Origin of the sequence: Paenibacillus sp. LS1 (genome assembly GCF_026013365.1) — a bacterium.
GTDB lineage: Bacteria > Bacillota > Bacilli > Paenibacillales > Paenibacillaceae > Paenibacillus.
The window spans coordinates 165,008-181,894 of the sequence record NZ_JAPDOE010000001.1 but is presented as its reverse complement, the minus strand read 5'-3'; the positions used below and the strand labels follow the sequence as shown (position 1 = coordinate 181,894).

At 46.8% G+C, this 16,887-nt stretch carries 12 protein-coding genes; 1 reads left to right on the top strand and 11 read right to left on the bottom strand.

Annotation, left to right across the window (positions count from 1 at the left end):
* Positions 1-4 precede the first annotated feature (4 nt).
* The 6 genes from OM416_RS00830 to OM416_RS00805 form a co-directional block, all read right to left on the bottom strand.
* Entirely contained in the window at positions 5-640 is a 636-nt protein-coding gene (locus OM416_RS00830; protein WP_124114702.1) for a YIP1 family protein, read from the bottom strand.
* Positions 624-2,087, bottom strand: a complete 1,464-nt coding sequence (locus OM416_RS00825) for a hypothetical protein (RefSeq protein WP_264926187.1) — start codon at positions 2,085-2,087, stop codon at positions 624-626. The genes OM416_RS00830 and OM416_RS00825 overlap by 17 nt, the downstream gene beginning before the upstream one ends.
* A 15-nt stretch (positions 2,088-2,102) precedes the next feature.
* The gene (locus OM416_RS00820) at positions 2,103-2,978 is read right to left on the bottom strand and encodes a carbohydrate ABC transporter permease (protein WP_026081082.1); all 876 of its coding nucleotides are present in this window, start codon (positions 2,976-2,978) and stop codon (positions 2,103-2,105) included.
* Positions 2,979-2,980: 2 nt separating this feature from the next.
* Positions 2,981-3,937, bottom strand: a complete 957-nt coding sequence (locus tag OM416_RS00815) for a carbohydrate ABC transporter permease (protein WP_264926186.1) — start codon at positions 3,935-3,937, stop codon at positions 2,981-2,983.
* A gap of 19 nt (positions 3,938-3,956) precedes the next feature.
* Entirely contained in the window at positions 3,957-6,854 is a 2,898-nt protein-coding gene (locus tag OM416_RS00810) for an extracellular solute-binding protein (protein WP_264926185.1), read from the bottom strand.
* Positions 6,855-6,959: 105 nt separating this feature from the next.
* A complete protein-coding gene (locus tag OM416_RS00805; protein WP_264926184.1) occupies positions 6,960-8,315 on the bottom strand; it encodes an extracellular solute-binding protein in 1,356 nt (451 codons plus the stop codon).
* A 274-nt stretch (positions 8,316-8,589) separates the two neighbouring features.
* Between OM416_RS00805 and OM416_RS00800 the strand changes: the two genes are divergently transcribed.
* Positions 8,590-9,357, top strand: coding sequence for a helix-turn-helix domain-containing protein (locus OM416_RS00800; RefSeq protein WP_264926183.1), 768 nt, complete (start codon positions 8,590-8,592; stop codon positions 9,355-9,357).
* A gap of 130 nt (positions 9,358-9,487) precedes the next feature.
* Here the strand turns inward: OM416_RS00800 and OM416_RS00795 are convergent, their stop codons facing one another.
* The 5 genes from OM416_RS00795 to OM416_RS31795 all read right to left on the bottom strand — a co-directional run bounded on the left by OM416_RS00795 (position 9,488) and on the right by OM416_RS31795 (position 16,863).
* Positions 9,488-11,113 (bottom strand): response regulator, encoded by a 1,626-nt coding sequence (locus tag OM416_RS00795; protein ID WP_264926182.1) that lies wholly within the window; start codon positions 11,111-11,113, stop codon positions 9,488-9,490.
* On the bottom strand, positions 11,098-12,864 hold the full coding sequence (locus OM416_RS00790; RefSeq protein WP_319951880.1) for a sensor histidine kinase: 1,767 nt from the start codon (positions 12,862-12,864) through the stop codon (positions 11,098-11,100). Before OM416_RS00790 ends, OM416_RS00795 begins: the two co-directional genes overlap by 16 nt.
* A gap of 63 nt (positions 12,865-12,927) precedes the next feature.
* The gene (locus OM416_RS00785; protein WP_264926180.1) at positions 12,928-14,607 is read right to left on the bottom strand and encodes an extracellular solute-binding protein; all 1,680 of its coding nucleotides are present in this window, start codon (positions 14,605-14,607) and stop codon (positions 12,928-12,930) included.
* 146 nt (positions 14,608-14,753) lie between these two features.
* On the bottom strand, positions 14,754-16,295 hold the full coding sequence (locus tag OM416_RS00780; protein ID WP_264926179.1) for a glycoside hydrolase 43 family protein: 1,542 nt from the start codon (positions 16,293-16,295) through the stop codon (positions 14,754-14,756).
* 7 nt (positions 16,296-16,302) lie between these two features.
* Entirely contained in the window at positions 16,303-16,863 is a 561-nt protein-coding gene (locus tag OM416_RS31795; protein WP_319951879.1) for a carbohydrate-binding protein, read from the bottom strand.
* Positions 16,864-16,887: the final 24 nt, after the last annotated feature.

Here is a 16,887-nt window from a genome sequence, read left to right as displayed (position 1 = left end):
TCCCTTAGCCCCGAAGCACTAATTCCTGATAGATGGTTACGACAAACGATACAATCTGCTGTACAAGACTAAAGAATAACAGGCACAGAAATGCCATAAACGCCATCGCTACAAGTGTCAGCAGCATCGTGAGCACCGTTTTGGCTGGTGTGTACTGATGAACCGTCATATTCCCCACAAATAACAGATATACCGTCCATGCAACGGCGAGTGCATTGGAGAAATAATAAAAGGCAGTTTCCTGCGCAGAGATCACAAGACTCAGCCAGATCCATGGAAAATGAATGAGTAACAATGGTACCAGTGCAAAACACGTTGACATGAAAATTTCGGAGAACTTTCCTTCCCCGTCCATCAATGTGGTTAACGACCAGTTAGCCACACACCAAAACAGCACCGGAATAATGACATATACCATTTCGAGCAGACTGTTCAGGTACTTTGGATTACTGAGGTTAATGAGAAAACCGCTGTACTGGGCATGCAAAATTTTGGTGATAACCAGAAGCACCAGGATCATGAAAGCAATCAGCAGTGAATTTCTCTGGTTCCGTTCATATTTCAATTCCCAGTATCCGTCAAACGGATGAAAAATCAGATGCAGCGGGTACTGGTATAGTTGCTTACTTGATGCCTGCATTCGTAGTCCTCCTTTTCTGCCTGCGAACGATGATGACGGTGACAATCGCAGCGACAGCCAGGAATAGTCCGGACATCATCCATGAAAAATGCTCACGCATCAGCTCTTTGCGGTACAAAAGAAAAGCTTTGGAATACCCTTTGGGTTCCATGCTCCGCTTGAAATATTTCGCAGACTCGGCGTATTCCTTCTGACGAAGCAATGCTTTGCCAATTCCCGCATATGCATATTCCAAGTTAGCGTTCATCTCGGCAGCTTGGGCAAACAGCACGGAAGATTGATCTTCATCACCGTTATAGTAGCTGCGCACCGCTTCGTGGAGTGTACGTCCGTATTGAGTTGTTTGAAAGACGGTGATTTCACCCAGCGCTTTATCCAGAACTAACATCCGGTCTCCCGCACGTTCCAGGGCAACAGGTGTATTAAACTGGCCCAGGCGGTTCCCGATGCCGCCAAAAATATGGAGCAGATATCCGTCTCCATTGTAGGTGAAGATTCGTCCCTTGCTGGAATCCAGTACGGAATACATGTCACTGTCCCCCACATCCACATCAATCAGTCGAGATGCGCCGGCTTCCTGCGTATACATCAAGTCACCTTGCGGCGTCTGATAGCCTTCTCTGCGCAGGATGTCTGTACCCTGGGCATTCAGCTTCTTGACCGGATCTTTGCCGCGATCCCCGCTTGTGGCGTAGATAAAGCCCTCTTCGTCCATATCCAGATTGGTAAATTCCGTTGGAGTGAACATGACCATCTGGCTGCGCTGCTCCCGTGTTGCAAACCGTTTCCACAGATACTCCACCGGGTCCACCTGAACTCTGTTCGCTCCAATGAAGGAAGAGAATGTACCATCGGCGCTGAACTCCATGAATCCATCAAATACACCTTCGGCCATGACGTAGATACGATCTCCTTTGTCCATAACAATCCGCATCGGTTTAAACTGGAAGTCTGCTTTTAACAGATCCGATTTTGGTTCAGACACGATCTTGACCAGCTTCCCCTGTTCATCCAGGTGGACCACCCGTTGATTATCCGAATCAGCGACCAGCAGATGGCCTTTTTCCATGACGTACAATCCCTGTGGATTTTTAAAATGATCTTCCTTACCTTCCTGCACAAACGAATCAATCGTCCGTACCAGCTTGAAGTTGCGATCCATCTCAATGATGCGGCCATTGCCCGAATCAAGCACAAAGACATGCTGATTAGCGGTAACATGCATGTCACTTGGCTCTTTCATAGGAGTTGTGTTCAGCTTCTTGCCGGTGATAATGGTTGTTGCCTCATATGCCGCCGGTGAAGGAACTGCGTCACCCCAGAAGGAATAATGATACGCATCCGTTTTACCGTCTGCACTCACATAGGGCGCCTCTTGAACGAACAACAGGAGGCAGATCATGCCCATGATGATCGATTTACGTTTTTTCCCTGTGCTTCTCCGCACCTCGCTGCCTCCTTTCTATTCTTTCATGCCCGAAGTGGCCATCGTCTGCATAACACTGCTCTGAGAGATGATAAACAGAGTGATCGGTACGATCATCAGCAGCAAGGCAACAGCCGCACCTACACCGGCTCTTGCAATCCCTCCCTGCACAATCTGACTGAGCGCATAATGCAGCGTTTTGAGATTTTCACTGTAAATGAAACTCCCGCCATCCGTTCCCCATAATGCTGGAAACTGCAGGATCATAAGCGTGAGCCATGCCGGCTTCACATTGGGCATCACGATGCTCCAGAATATCCGGTATTCATTGGCTCCGTCGATTTTGGCTGCCTCCAGCAAAGCATCGGGAATCTGCTCCATGAACTGTTTCATCAGGAAAAGTCCCAGCGAGAACGCAAGTGATGGCACAATAATGGACGCATGAGTGTTAATCCAGCCAAGCCAGGACATGACCATGTAGTTCGGAATCGCCGTAACATGCGGCGAGAACATCAGGGACAGAATGACAATGGTGAACAACACTTTGGAACCCGGAAAACGATACTTCGCCAGCGGATAAGCCGCTGCAGATGCAAGCAGGATATGCCCCGCTGTGCCAAGTATCGTAATGAGCAATGTGTTGGCAATATAGCGGGATAACGGCACCCACGAATTGCCCATGAGGTTGATCAGATCGGCAAAATTCTCCGTTGTCGGATTGTTCACCCAGAAGCGTGGTGGGAAAATAAACAGCTCATCCAGCGGCTTGAATGCATTGTTGACAGCATAGATGAGCGGAAGCACCATAAAGGAGCCGAACACGCCCAGCAATGCAAATAACATCAGGCTGACGGTAAATGACCGATTAAGCCTTTTTGGCATGCCAAACACGGCACGTACTTTGCTGGTCATCGTCATTCACCTATCTTTCTAAGCATTTTTTGCGTGAAAATATTCGTTCCCAGCATCAGGGCAAACAGGACTGTTGCGATGGCCGAGGCATACCCCATCTCGAAACGAATGGTTCCGAAGTCCATCAGATGTGTGACAACGGTATGTGCCGCATAGTTCACGCTTGGGAAACCTGCCAGTGCGATGGAGATCTCGGCTACGGCGAAGGAAGCGGTAATCTGCATTACCGCACCAAACATCAGCTGCGGTCTCATCGAAGGCAAGGTGATGTACCAGAGCTCTTGCCAGCGGTTTTTGATCCCGTCTACGGTTCCTGCTTCAACCAGAGAACGATCAATGGTTTGCAGTCCTGCAATAAAGGCCAGGAAGCTGGTTCCCAGGCTCAGCCACAGCTGTACAATAATGACGATTGCCAGTACATACTTCTCGTCTGCAAGCCATTGGATCGGTTCCAGTACGACGCCAAGGCGCATCAGGAAGCCGTTCATATACCCGTAGCTGTCACCCGAGAAGATGATCAGCCAGATGAAGAAAACGTTGCCCGATATGGAAGGGGCATAGAAAACCAGTGTCATGACCGCCCGAATTTTAGGAGACAGCTCATTAATGATCCAGGCAAACAAAAAGCAGGCAACATAACTGACAGGGCCTGTAATTACGGCGAAAAGCAGCGTGTTTTTGAGCGCGATCAGAAATACGTCGTCGTTCAGAAAAAGCCGGGAATAGTTCTGCCAGCCGACAAATCGCGGCAGCTCCAGCATATTGAAGTGAAAAAAGCTGAGCCCGAGTGAAATGCCAACCGGAATGACAGTAAACATGAAAAAAATCAGCATAAACGGTGCCATCAACACATAGTAATGCCTGCTGAGATACAGATCCCGCTTCAATAGGGACCACCAGCCGACCTGGCGGGTATGGACGGCAGGAGCGGCGGCTGTCTTAGTAGTTTTAGCTTGCAACCGTTACCCTCCCTTTCCTCTATTTCAGATTAAATTCCTTGCGTTTCAACTCTATTTCATCATCGATGTACAACACATAGTCCGATAAGGCTTCACGCGGATTTTCATTCGCATTGACCACCTTGCGGAAGGCGTTGTCCAGATGTCGTCCCGTGAAATAACCTCCCGGAAGCTGCGGGATTCCCTGTACCCATTCCCATTGTTTCTCAAGATTTTGATAATCCTTCACTGGCCAAGGCAATTGCTTCAAGGCTTCGATATTGGCCGTCGGATAACGGGCAGCCGCTCCCATCAGGCCTTCCATTTCTCTCCCGTATTCAATCTGGGTCTGCTCATCAGTCCACCACTTCAAGAACTTCCACGCCGCTTCCTTGTTGTCGGCATTTTCCAGCATCATCACCGCGCTCGTTGCGCTGGCTACTTCGTGCCTTATGGACCCATCCGGAAGCTGTGTACCCGGAACAATCGTAAAGTCCCAGAGATTGCGGATTTCCGGAGCCATAACCGTCAGCATGTTATACGTGGTGTAATCAGCAATCCCGATTGGCATTTCCCCAGTACGGAAGCGATTCGGAAAATCGGCTTTGAGCGGAAACTTGTAATTGGTATAAAATTGCGTCCAGCGTTTGAACGCGTCCATAGAAATCTCCGAATCCAGTGCGCTTTTCTTCTGGTCATCGGTGTAGAACGTTCCGTCATTCTGATATAACAACATCGCAAAGGTTGAATTCGGAACCAGGTTGGCATTGTTCAGCGTATCCTCTATCGGCAGATAAAACTCCATGTTGTGCTTCTGCAGCACGGCGATGGCGTTGTACACGTCCTGCCACGTTTTCGGCGGTTCGAGGCCCAGTTCATTCAGAATATTTTTGCGGTAAAAGAGCATTGGAAAATGCTGCTGCTCCGGAAGGGCATATACCCCGTCGTTATAGCGGTAAGGCGTCAATCCACTTTCGCGGAACCTGCCCGAAATTTCCTCAAAATCAGGGAACTGGCTCAGATCCGCTGTTGCATTCCTCATCGCATAGTTCACCGGAATGTCCTCGCCCATCTGCATGGCTACATCCGGTCCTTCCCCCGAGAGTGTTGCGGGCAGCAAAATATTAGGCGGAACGAGACGTAACTGCACGGACACATCCGTATCCGGGGTAAAAGAATCGTCGATCATGCCTTTCAAAACTTGGGCCTGATCCCGTCCGGTCGTGATCCATACGGTGATGGCATCCTTCTTTTGTTCCACGTTACCAATGCTGTCGTAATCTTCGGTATACGAGGCAACATATGCGCCCAGTTCGTGCTTCACCTGCTGGATGGTGCTCGCTTCCGCTTTTGGCAGTGATTCACCCGGCGGAGATACGACAAGGTAATCCAACGTAATCGGCTGTTCACGTACCGATAGAATCCACGTGCCGAGACCGCCTACGTTAATTTTGAACGTATCCAGCCGTTTGGGAACCGTCTCTGGTCTGGCCGCCATATCTTCAAGCTGCAGTACCATGGCGTGCAGTACGGCCACTTTGTCACTTTGCTCACCCGTGGCCTTTTCCAGGTAATCTGCAACAGAGCGCAAGGTGTCAGCTTGTCGTTCAAACACCTCCGTCATCTCCGGAATACGCCGTTCCAGCTGGTAATCCCGCAGTGGGTCCGGACTATTGGAGGTGATCATTAATATTTTGCGATACATCTCATTCAGTTCCAGCACGCTGGATTCCACGGTCCGCAGCAGCGGAGCGATGTCGCCAAGTGTAACCGTCATTCGGATTCGGTGTTTCCCTTTTTCCAGATGAAACTGATATGGCTGATCTTCTCCCGAACCCAAGACCTGAGTTTGCCAAGCCGGGCTGTAGTTAAATCGAATGCGTTTCATTTCCTTGAACGGAACTTCGCCGTTAATCGTCAGACTGCGGGTGGCATAGATCCCACGCAATTGATCCTGTTTCACCTTAAGAGCGAGTTGGTACAGTCCGTCTTCCGGCACGTCGATTTCCCACTCAATCCATTCGCCCGGCAGCTTCCAGTTAATGCCCCCGATGGCGTTCATCCGAATTTTCGATACATTATAAGGCTCCAGTGAAGGGCTTGATCGGTCCGAGATCGGTGCCAGTGTAGGAGATGACTTGCTGACAGCCTCCTCCCCCTGTACTTTCAGCATGACAGGAGCGGCTTCTTTCAAGCCACGTGAGACATAGGTCTGCTCCAGCTCTGCATAGGAAGGAACTTCGCTTTCCTGGTACAGCTCGATATAATCAATTGCCATGCTTTCTCTTAATGAAGTGAGCGATAACTGCTGATTGCCTTTGTCAAAATAAAACTGAAACGGTTCCTCGAAGTACCCTGCGCTATCCTTGAAGGAGGTCAGCTGCCATTCGGGCTGTTCCACTTGTCTTGGTCTGAGGTCATTGCCACGATCGTCCTGTCGGACGTTATCCTCGCGATTCCCCCATACTCTGTCAAACAGAAGAATATCGGCCCCTCTGAACGGGACCTTACCGTTAAGCTCAAGCCTGCGTTCGATTCCTGAGCTTTTGCCTTCTACGGGATAATAGTGAATGCGAATGTTGTACAAACCGCTCACCTGAACGGGAACTTCCCAGCGGATGGTTCCGGTTTCCGGCGTAATTACGGCACTTCCGTCTAATCCGGCGTACCCTTGCACAACCTCAAATTCCCCATCCTCTGCCTGAACATAAGATTCACCTTCGATGCGTACAATTTCATCCGGTTTGGCCGTATTGTCATGAGCAGTCAGATAATGCTCATAACTGAATGAATCCTCGGTCCCCGATACCGCCTCAAAGTCCTCAAGCGCATGTACCGTTCCCGGATTACGATCCCGCGATGGATATAGTGTCCATATGGAGAGCACCAAGGCCAGGACAAGAACCAGGATTAGTCCCTTTTTCTTACGTGACCGCATGTTTGAATGTATCCCCTTTCCTCTAAGTGTTGCGAGAACTGGACGATTGACTAACCCGGACAGACCGCACCTTCACTGGTGCGTTCTGCCCGTGTAACGTGATGCTTATTTGTATACCTCATCAATCGCAGCCTGGAAAGGAGCCTTGTATTTCTCGATCAACGTAGATACGGATACCCCTTCTTTGAGCTCTGCGTCAAAGTCCCAGAAAGGCAAAGACGGGAATGTGTTATGGTCTAGAACCAACATACCTTCCGCAACCTCTCTGGCGTTGTTGATATCTGCTTCATCGGTCAGATGTGTCTCCAGTGTGGATTGCCCCGGATACTCATAGATCGAATCGATCTCGTTAATTTTCTCCCAGATGTACATCAGTTGTTCCGGATTCTCTACCGCTTTAGGAATCGTTATAGCCTGGTAACGTGACTCACCGGAGTGATACGCTGTTGCACTTGGACCTTTTGGAAACGGTACAAAACCAATATCATAATCCTTCATATCCGTCATAATGCCTTCGACTTCGTACATCGCACCTGAATACATCAAGGTGTTACCTTGCCGGAAGAACGTGGATGGCTCTGTCCAGTCGCCGCCCTCAGAAGCTCTTCCGACCTTCTCGGTAGCCAGTTTGGACAGGAAGTTCAACGCTTCTTTCGTTTTTGGATCTTCCAGGTTCTGCTTATCCTCATTGGTCAGAGAAGCCTCGTTGGAATACAGAATCGGTTCCAGCAAGCCCGTTTGAGCGAGTCCCCAGGTGTCCAGCTTGCCATCATTGTTTCGATCCTTGTTCGCTTGCTTTGCAACGCTGATGAATGTATCCCAGTTCCATTCATCGGCATCCACATACTCCTGAAGTGGCTTCAGGCCGAGCTCTTGCATAAGCGTGCGATTATAGAAAATTCCGTTGATAAACGAGGACTGGTCCTCGGTAAAGCCATAACCTTTGCCTTCATACTGCATGTATTCCTTGGTTGTTTTCTGGTTGAATACCTTGTCGTTTTTAATATAATCATCCACCGGCCATAACAGATCCTGTTTGGTCAATGCCGGAATGGCATAGTTTTTGCCCAATCTCACCAGATCGCCAAGCGGTTCACCGGCCATCAGGGAAGCAACCACCTTTTCCTGATATTCGCCAAAATCGATAGAAACGTATTCAATATTAAAGTTGTGTTTTTTCTTCAGCGCTTCGAGATTCTCAAGGCGTTGAATGTTGTCCGGGTTGTTCCCCTGTATTTCCATGTCCCACCAAGCAACCACTTTGATCGTTCTGCCGCCCATGTCAAAATCCATTTCTGGCGTAGAGTTTTCATTCTTTGGTTCAGTTTCCGCGGGTTTTTGTTCCTCCTGTGGTGTTGTCTTTTCCGGCTCGGGTTGAGCGGTAGGTGCAGAACTGCATGCAGCAATCACCAACAAGACCGCAAATACCAGGCTCAGTAGCATGAACTTGTTTTTTCTCATCGTCTTCCCCCCTGATTGTCTTTTGCTCTCACAGTGTATCGTTCAAATGAAAGCGCAAACAACCTGCCAGAATACAGATGTTTACCCGGAGTGAATATAGATTCTCGTAATTTTGTGCGAGCAAAGTGCATTATAGGTTTTAATTGGTAAAGAAATGCACTGTCTACAAAAATATGCACATTGTATGCGCTTTCTTTTATTCGCATAATAAAATCAAGCCATATTTCAGTTGATTAATTAGATTGAAATTTAGGAGAAGGTGAGGTATTACTTCATGTATGACATTTTACTTGTGGATTTCAGCCATCGTTTGTGCGGAGAGTTGCAGCAGCTTCTGCAAAGGAGCAAATCCCAGTACACCGTAGGAAATTGTGTGTTCTCATCGTCTGAGGCTTTGACTGCATTGTCAGAACGAGACTTTTCCCTTGTTATGGTACATACAGAGAGGTTTGATACCGCGGGGCTCTGGTTATGCAATGACATTCGAAAAAAAAGTCAGATACCTATTCTCCTGATGGGTGGAAGAGATCACTTCAGGTTCGTACGCAAAGCCCTGACGTATCAGGTAAATGATTATCTCCCGTATCCTGTTAGTCCTTCTTCTTTACTTAACAGTCTGCATGCACTTAGATCTCACCTTGAAACCGACCCGGCACACAAAACGTCGTCGTTCTTCAAAACACCCGTTCAAATGAACGGTAAGCCCATGCATTCAAGCCATGTCATTCGTATTGTCAAAGACTATGTTCGGGAGCATCTGGGTGATGAAATCACGCTGAAGAAGATCTCTGACATGCTTCATTTTAACTGCGCGTACCTTGGACAGAAGTTCAAGCTGGAAGAAAAGATGTCTTTCAATGATTACATGCTCGAGCAACGTATGGAAAAAGCCCAGCAGCTTCTGTCATCCACCAATCTGCGAATATACGAGATTGCTGTTGAAGTAGGTTATAAAGACATCGATTGGTTTTATAAAAAGTTCAAAACGTATGCTGGCTCAAGTCCAAATGCCTATAGACGTCAAAAAATCCACTCCGCTTAAGAGCGAATCTCCGAATTTGTATGTTCATCCATTGAATATCAACCACAAAAAACCGCAGGATTTGTTCTCCCTGCGGTTTTTGCATTGTCTGAATTGACTGTGGTTTATGCCCTTTCGGCATGATTCATATCTAGCGTACCAGAAGAGATTCTCGGTATTCCTGCGGGGTCATTCCCGTTAGTTTCTTGAAAAGTCTAGTAAATGAATGCGCAGCCTCGTACCCCACTTGAAGTGCAACCTCACGCACCATGAGATTCGTGTTCTGAAGCAATTCTTTGGCTCTCCTTATTCGGCAGTCATCAATGAACTCTGACACGTTGATTCCCATTTCCTGCTTGAAGAATCGCGACAGATATGATGGGTTAAAATGATGAAGTTCAGCCAATCTTACCAGCGAGAGATCTTTCTCAAGATTCTCCTTAACGTAACTGCACAAGGAATGAATTACGATGTTGGCGCGTTCTTGTTCATTCGATCTCTTAAAACGGACTAGTTCGTCGGCAACAAGGTAGAGATATTGTACAGCATCCTTCATGCATGTATACTCCCCCAAATGAAGCAAACTTCGTTGATCCGGTATTTTATCCTGGAGCCCCCATCGATTGATCGTCGAATGCAACAACAATGCCAGATGGTAGTATGTCTCCATCGCACGTTCCATCGTAATATCCTGTTGTAACAGTTCGCCCGCAAGCTCCTCAAAACTATCGTAAAATGGCTGGATTCGTCCCGTTTCCAAATAGCCCGACATAATCTCGATTCGACTTGAGAGACGTATGGATTCTTTGGGTACACCAGCCGAAAGATCATTGCGAAGATCCGTGAGTACCATGGATACACCGTCTCCAATTTTCATCCACTGAATTAATCTCAGACGTTCATATTGTTTGGTTAACTCGGACCAACTGCAGCTTCGCCCACTTAATGAAAATGCAATGGATACGCCAAGGGATACCATGCAAGCTTCCTGTATCAGTTCCAATGTACCCTCTAGGAATCGTACAAGCTTATCATTCGCCATCTCTTGCTCCTGCTTCGGCTGAAGCAGCCAGATCGTATCCCCATGATGATCCGTTACACTGACGTACACTGTACGCTCATGCATTAGCGAAGAGCCGATAATGCGCACAGATTCCTGGAGTTGTGTGAGCTCCGATCCTGTTTCTGGTGGGGTGTTAAACCGACCCAGTATGAGATACACTGGCGAGTTCACCTGCAAGGGAATGTCTCGTTTAGTTAATTCATTTTGCAGTTCTAACGGAGAAGAGATCATTACCGTACAATCCTGAAGTAGCTTACGCAAATACTCCTCTTGCTGAATTACTGCAAGCTGGGAGTTGACTTCACGAGATCGTTCCAATAATTTAAGCATACTGTGACTCTGCCGGATCTCTTCCATCACATTTTCGACAACAGACATCACCTTGTCATAGCCTTCCGTTTTGAGTAAATAACGCACATTGGACATCTGAAAAGCTCGATAGGCATAATCAAAATCGCTATGTCCTGTGAGAAAAATGACACGACAATTGGGCCAACTGGCTTGAATCTGCTCCGTCAGTTCAAGACCACTTATACCCGGCATACGGATGTCCGTTAGGACGATGTCGATTCTTGATCTGCGCATCCAAGACAAAGCTTCCGTCGCGGAATAAGCCTTGCATACATCAAGCCGATCAGGCATATGTCTCGCAAACGTTTCATAGAGACTGTCCGTAATGATCTCTTCATCATCTACAATTAAAAGTCGATACATTCGCTTTCCCCTTCCTTCAACTGGATTCGAATTGTAACTTTTAATCCCTGTAGTTCACTTCTGGATAGGAATAGGCCACTTCCTTCTCCATACGTCAGAGCCAGACGTCGGTGAATATTCATTAATCCCGTCATTTCTTCAGCGCCTCCGTCCTTGTGCATGCGCTGTTGAAGGGCATGGATGTGTCTCACATCTAACTCATTGCCGTTGTCTTCCACCGTGATTTCAGCATACGAACCTTCAATATTAAACCGGATAAGTAGAAGTCCGGAGGCCGTATTTTTTTCTAAACTGTGTTCATACGCGTTCTCAATAATTGGTTGAATAATGAGCCTGGGAACGTGAATATGTTCCATATTAGCAGGAAGTGACCCAAAATCGACTTTGATTCGTCTGGAGAATCGCAACTGCTGGATCTCCGTATAGTTTCGCGAATGCTCAACTTCCTCTTTCAACTGGACATGATCTGTTTCATTTCGGGTAATGAACCTGAAGTACTCACCCAGCATGTTGGTGAATTGTTCAATACGTTCTGTTTCCCCTATTCTTGCGAGCGAATTCAGAATAAAGAAGCTATTGTACAGAAAATGAGGATTGATTTGCGATTGAAGCTGTTTCAACTCGGCCCGCTGCATCATCATTGTTTTTTTGAAATCTCGATCGATCAAGGATTGAAGATTTTCAATCATTTGATTGAAACGGGTGTAAAGGAACCCAAACTCATCCTTCCGATTGTGCACGATGGGGACATCCAGCACGCCGCCCTCCATTTTTTTGAATCTTTTCACCAACAATAACAATGGAATGTGAATTAGCTTGTAGCTTGAATAAAGATACGCCGTGATAGCAACAAATGATGTAATGGCGAACAGCCAAGCCCAATGATAGAACTTGCTAAGTGGCTTCGTTACAATTTCTTCGGGCAAATATGTCGCTACAGACAAGCCCAGGGAGTCCATATGCAACTGACTCACATGATACATGGTGTCTCCCACCTTCATCCGAAACCCATCAAGTGTACCTTTTACGCTGTGCGTACGGTAATTCGCGAGAATATCAGTACTTTGTTGCTTATCTGTGATGGCATGCCCCGTTTTGTCTTCAATCAGAAAAGTTGCACTCTCCGGGTACAAATTAAGCCTGGTTAGTTCATTTTGAAAATGCTCGGTATCCAGCTCCACTTGAATAACAAATAGCGGAGCTTCTCCTCTCGTTCCTGTCAGCCTGACGGCACTCAAATTCAAGGTTTCGTCTTTCACAGTGAAGCGTGTACCTTTGCCTTGCATCCCTGAACTGAAGTACATATATGAACTCTCATCGAAATCATCGATACCTTGTGTCGCAGAAATGCTTTTGCCGACTTTAGGGATATGTACATGAACGTTCTTGATGTAAGCCGTGCTGTTTTTGAACGTAGCGAGCCGTTCCGATAAATAATTCAATGTATCACGTCGCTCAACCTGATCCATCATGTCCCAGAGAATGGCCAGACGATTCAGTTTTCGATCCTCCACAATATCAAACTGCTGTAACTCCATCCATTCCATTTCCCTGTTTAATTCCACGACATATTGGTTCAGCCGTCTCTCCGTTGACAAGGATATTTCCTGGCTGGCATTGTCATAACTCCAATGATATAGATACACACCAAGAAGAATAAGGGGAAGCACGAATACGAGATAAGTAATTATTAATCGAGCAAATATACTGTTAGTCCACGATTTAGCAGGGATCTTGATCAATGCATCCACCTCCAATGCCAAAGGAAGGATTAGTAGGATTAGTTCCTTATATGAGTAAATGGAGTGAGAACGTTAGCGCTCCTTTGGCTTGTTGGTTTTATACCACGCGTTAACTTCAGATGTAATCTGATCTCCGCCCAGCTTGCGCCAGTTCTCTACAAATCGATCAAACTCATCTATTGGCTTACCGAGAATAATGTTCATATAAGCTTCAAGCTGAAGATCCCGAAGAATAATCTGTCGATCAACCATCGTGTCCGTAATACCGCCCGTGAACTGATCATAGAGAAGTTGGCCATTTTTCTCGTAAGAATCTGCAATACTAAAAGCGCCTGAAGGTCCGTAGGTTTGTTTCCAGCCCCAGCCGCTATCCATACCTTCCGATTCATAGGCTGCAATCCGTTTGTGAATGGCTAGAGCTTCATTCTGGAGAACAGAGAAGTCTCCTGTGCTTCTGGCATCACGGATTTGTTTGTATGCATCTATATTTTTATTGCCGGGAAAGGGCGTAACCGGTGAAAGCATCCACACCGCTCGGGAATCATCGTTGTAGTAGGTTTCGTACTCTGCCTGATCCCCCCAGTTCGTTTCGAGATGCAGATTCATGAGCTTCACGACAACTTCCGGGTTCGAGAACCCTTTTTTTACAGCAAAGTATTGCCCTGTGTTAGAACGGAGAGGTACCTTCAGTTCTCTGCCTGACTTCGCCGCAATGGGATATGCCTGCCATTCTACATCTGTATCTGTAGCCCGTGTAGTCTGAAGCATAAAAGATGTCCACTGTTCGCCGTATAGCATTCCTATTCTCCCATCCTGAACCAAACGAAAAGCCTTGCTGCCATTTTTATAACCAAAATCCGGATCAAATTGGCCGTCAAAATACATCGTTTGCAGTACTTGCAGAGCCTCGCGAACTTCAGGTTGTATGCCTCCATAAGTGAGGTTGTCGTCTGCATCTTTGACCCAGATATTAGGGAAGGCCCCGTAACCAGACAGAAATCCTGCGGCTCCCATGACGGGATCCCATAGATGGTTTGTTAGTGCGAGACCATACGTATCCTGCTTTCCGTTACCGTCGGGATCTCTTTTTGTAAACGCTTTCGATATTTGAAGCACATCTTCCATCGTTTCAGGCGGCCGTAGCCCCAAATGCTCCAACCAATCTGTTCTAATCCAGAGGTACTGCGCAGTCTCAATGGAGGAAGATGATTCGGGAATCGCCATAAGTTTGCTGTCAATGGTTGCTGCGTCGAATGCTCCTCTTCCCTCCGCCTCCAAAATACGCTTTGTTAGTGGGGAAGCATACTCTTGGTACACATCGGTTAAATCTTCGATCATTCCAGCATTGCTTAGTTGTCTAAGTTGATATGGATTCACTTTGACCACATCCGGGAAACGTCCTGCAGCGAGGGATACACCCAGCTTCTGACTGTACACATCCCCGTTCGCAATCCAGTCATAATGAATTTGAATACCTAGTTCTTTCTCGTACAAACGAGTCCAACGATTATCCAGCATCGTCTCACCAGGCAACTGGTTAATCATTCGCTCAAGGTCATCTCCAGTTTCCCTGACAAAAGAGACCTCTATGGGAGGGGAATACCTCTCAATGGTAGAGGGAAGTTGAATCTGCTGCCCATCTGGCTGCGGATGATATTGTTTGGAGTTCCCTTCGGTATGACCTGCTGGTATGGACACAGCAAGAAACAGAATGAAGGTCCATCTTGTTATGTCCAGACATCTCTTATACATGATGACATGCCCCCAGTTCGGTTTGAACAACTCTCTTCTCTCTGTCGATTTGAATCCATATCATTGTACAACAACTTATACCCATTGAATACGAAAAGCCGCTGTTGGGCGGCTTTTACAGATTCTTACTGTTCTCATCATTGTGCTCAATCAGAATGAATCACGCGATATTCGAAACTCGAAAAATCAGCTGTTCCTCCAACCATTTCAGTTGAATATAGGAACAACCCTATCCGGCAACCCATAAAATGATCCAGTTTATATATCATTTTATGGACAATCCCTATCTCTACCCATTCAGTCCCATCGAAGTAGGCAAAAGAGCACTCATCCAGATTGTTCTCAAAATTTCCGGATGCTTTCAGTTTAACTACTGGCTCTGATACTGGAATACGTGCATGTTCAGTAGCAGGCTCCTGATCAATCAGATTACCAAATATCGTTGAATCCTCACTATCTCTAGCATGCATGACCAAGTAAAACTTACCTTCCTGTTTCGTAAGAGCGATCATACCGTATGAACCGATCAGGAAGCATAACCCTGCATAATCCCCGTCATTCAGACTACTACCATCGAGCGTCACTGTTGTTTCGCAAGCGGGTCCCATGGAACGCTGGGTAAGCGTGTTTACGGCGAAAGTCAAATTCGGACTGATCTGTCCGGTTCGAACACGATAAACTCCCGGTTTCTCTGTAAGGGACCAGAGTTCGTCATGAGGTGTATGATTCCATTGCCAAAAATCGCGGAGGCGTACACTTCCATCTTCTTCGGCTGTATAATTGAAAAGGTCGCTACCTACCAACGGGTTATAACGGTGCTCAGGTCTGGTGCTTGGGATATCAATCTGTTTCGGAGCTTTGCTTGCAAATACCGGAATATCTTGATCAAAATGTAGCGGAACCAATACAGGAATGCGGCCAACGGCCCCATGATCCTGAAACAGCATGGCATACCAGTCTCCATCCGGTGTATCCACGATACCGCCCTGAGCAACACCTGAATTGAAATAACCCATATCATCATTGAATACTTCTCCACCCGTGAAGACACCTTCAAGTGAGTCAGCCATGTAAAATGCCTGTGTTCTTCGCCCGGAAGCTTTCGTGATATGAATCAGAAACACCATATACTTACCATTGATCTTGTAGAAATGTGCTCCTTCATAACCCAGGTGGTACGGCTGCTCGTCTTTTACGATCAAGCGATGCAATCCACCAGGTTTTGGCCCAGACAGATCAGAGGTTAATTCGGTCAGATAGATCTCGGTATTACCGTACACGAGATATATCCGTTCATCATCGTCGAAAAATAAGGAGCAATCATGGTAGAAACCTTCTATGATCTGCTTTTTCCATACTCCCAAGATGGAGGTGGATGTGTATAAGTATGTTTTTCGGGTATCATTCGCGACAAAGATCACATAGAATTTACCTTGATGATAACGAAGGGATGCAGCCCACATGCCTTTGCTATAAATGTGCTGACCATTCTCCAGCCGCTGGGCTGGTGTGTCGTCAAGCCTATCATATACATAGGTGGCTACTTCCCAATGAATGAGATCATATGAACGCAGAATGACACATCCCGGCATCATGTGCATAGTTGTACTGACCATATAATATGTGTCATCTACACGAATGACGTCAAGATCCGGGTAATCGGCCCAAATAATTGGATTCGGATACATGCTTCAATTACACCTCATTTTGTCTATTAAACTTCCATTCTCGTAATAGGATGGTCGAGCTATCTGTTGAACCATTAAACATAATATACAAGTCATGCTCACCTTGCGCACCCGTAACTTCAGTTGTTAGCTCCACCCAGTGAAGTGATCCGGTCGCGGAAGGGATAATCAGCTCTCCAATTAACGGTCCGTCTGAACGATCAAGCCGAAGCTCTAACACACCTTCGGTTGCTTGATTCAAAATAAGGGCTTTGAAGATTGTAGGTCCCTCACTACCAAAGTCGACGTTCGATATAGCGATCCAACTGTCACTTTGCAACTTAGCAGAAATCACATTCGAATCTGATGCTGCCATCTCAGCAGACGTCTCATTCGAGTTAAGACATTGCTCTGTTGATACGCCGCTACTCCAACCAATCGTCGAACCAGTCACCTGTTGATAGGGATCGAACCACTTGATCTGATCTACGCCCTGATAATCTGCTTGCACCTTCTTGATCCGACCAGAGGTTTCGTCATGTTCCACTCGATTGAGATGCGTTGAGCGGTAACCTTCCGGTATATTCATGGCTTGGCACAACGTCTGGGCATG

Coding starts and splice junctions, on each gene's coding strand:
- OM416_RS00805 (WP_264926184.1), bottom strand. CDS start 8,315: ATGAGAAAAAACAAGTTCATGCTACTGAGCCTGGTATTTGCGGTCTTG.
- OM416_RS00780 (WP_264926179.1), bottom strand. CDS start 16,295: ATGTATCCGAATCCAATTATTTGGGCCGATTACCCGGATCTTGACGTC.
- OM416_RS00810 (WP_264926185.1), bottom strand. CDS start 6,854: ATGCGGTCACGTAAGAAAAAGGGACTAATCCTGGTTCTTGTCCTGGCC.
- OM416_RS00820 (WP_026081082.1), bottom strand. CDS start 2,978: ATGACCAGCAAAGTACGTGCCGTGTTTGGCATGCCAAAAAGGCTTAAT.
- OM416_RS00795 (WP_264926182.1), bottom strand. CDS start 11,113: ATGTATCGACTTTTAATTGTAGATGATGAAGAGATCATTACGGACAGT.
- OM416_RS00785 (WP_264926180.1), bottom strand. CDS start 14,607: ATGTATAAGAGATGTCTGGACATAACAAGATGGACCTTCATTCTGTTT.
- OM416_RS00800 (WP_264926183.1), top strand. CDS start 8,590: ATGTATGACATTTTACTTGTGGATTTCAGCCATCGTTTGTGCGGAGAG.
- OM416_RS31795 (WP_319951879.1), bottom strand. CDS start 16,863: ATGAATATACCGGAAGGTTACCGCTCAACGCATCTCAATCGAGTGGAA.
- OM416_RS00830 (WP_124114702.1), bottom strand. CDS start 640: ATGCAGGCATCAAGTAAGCAACTATACCAGTACCCGCTGCATCTGATT.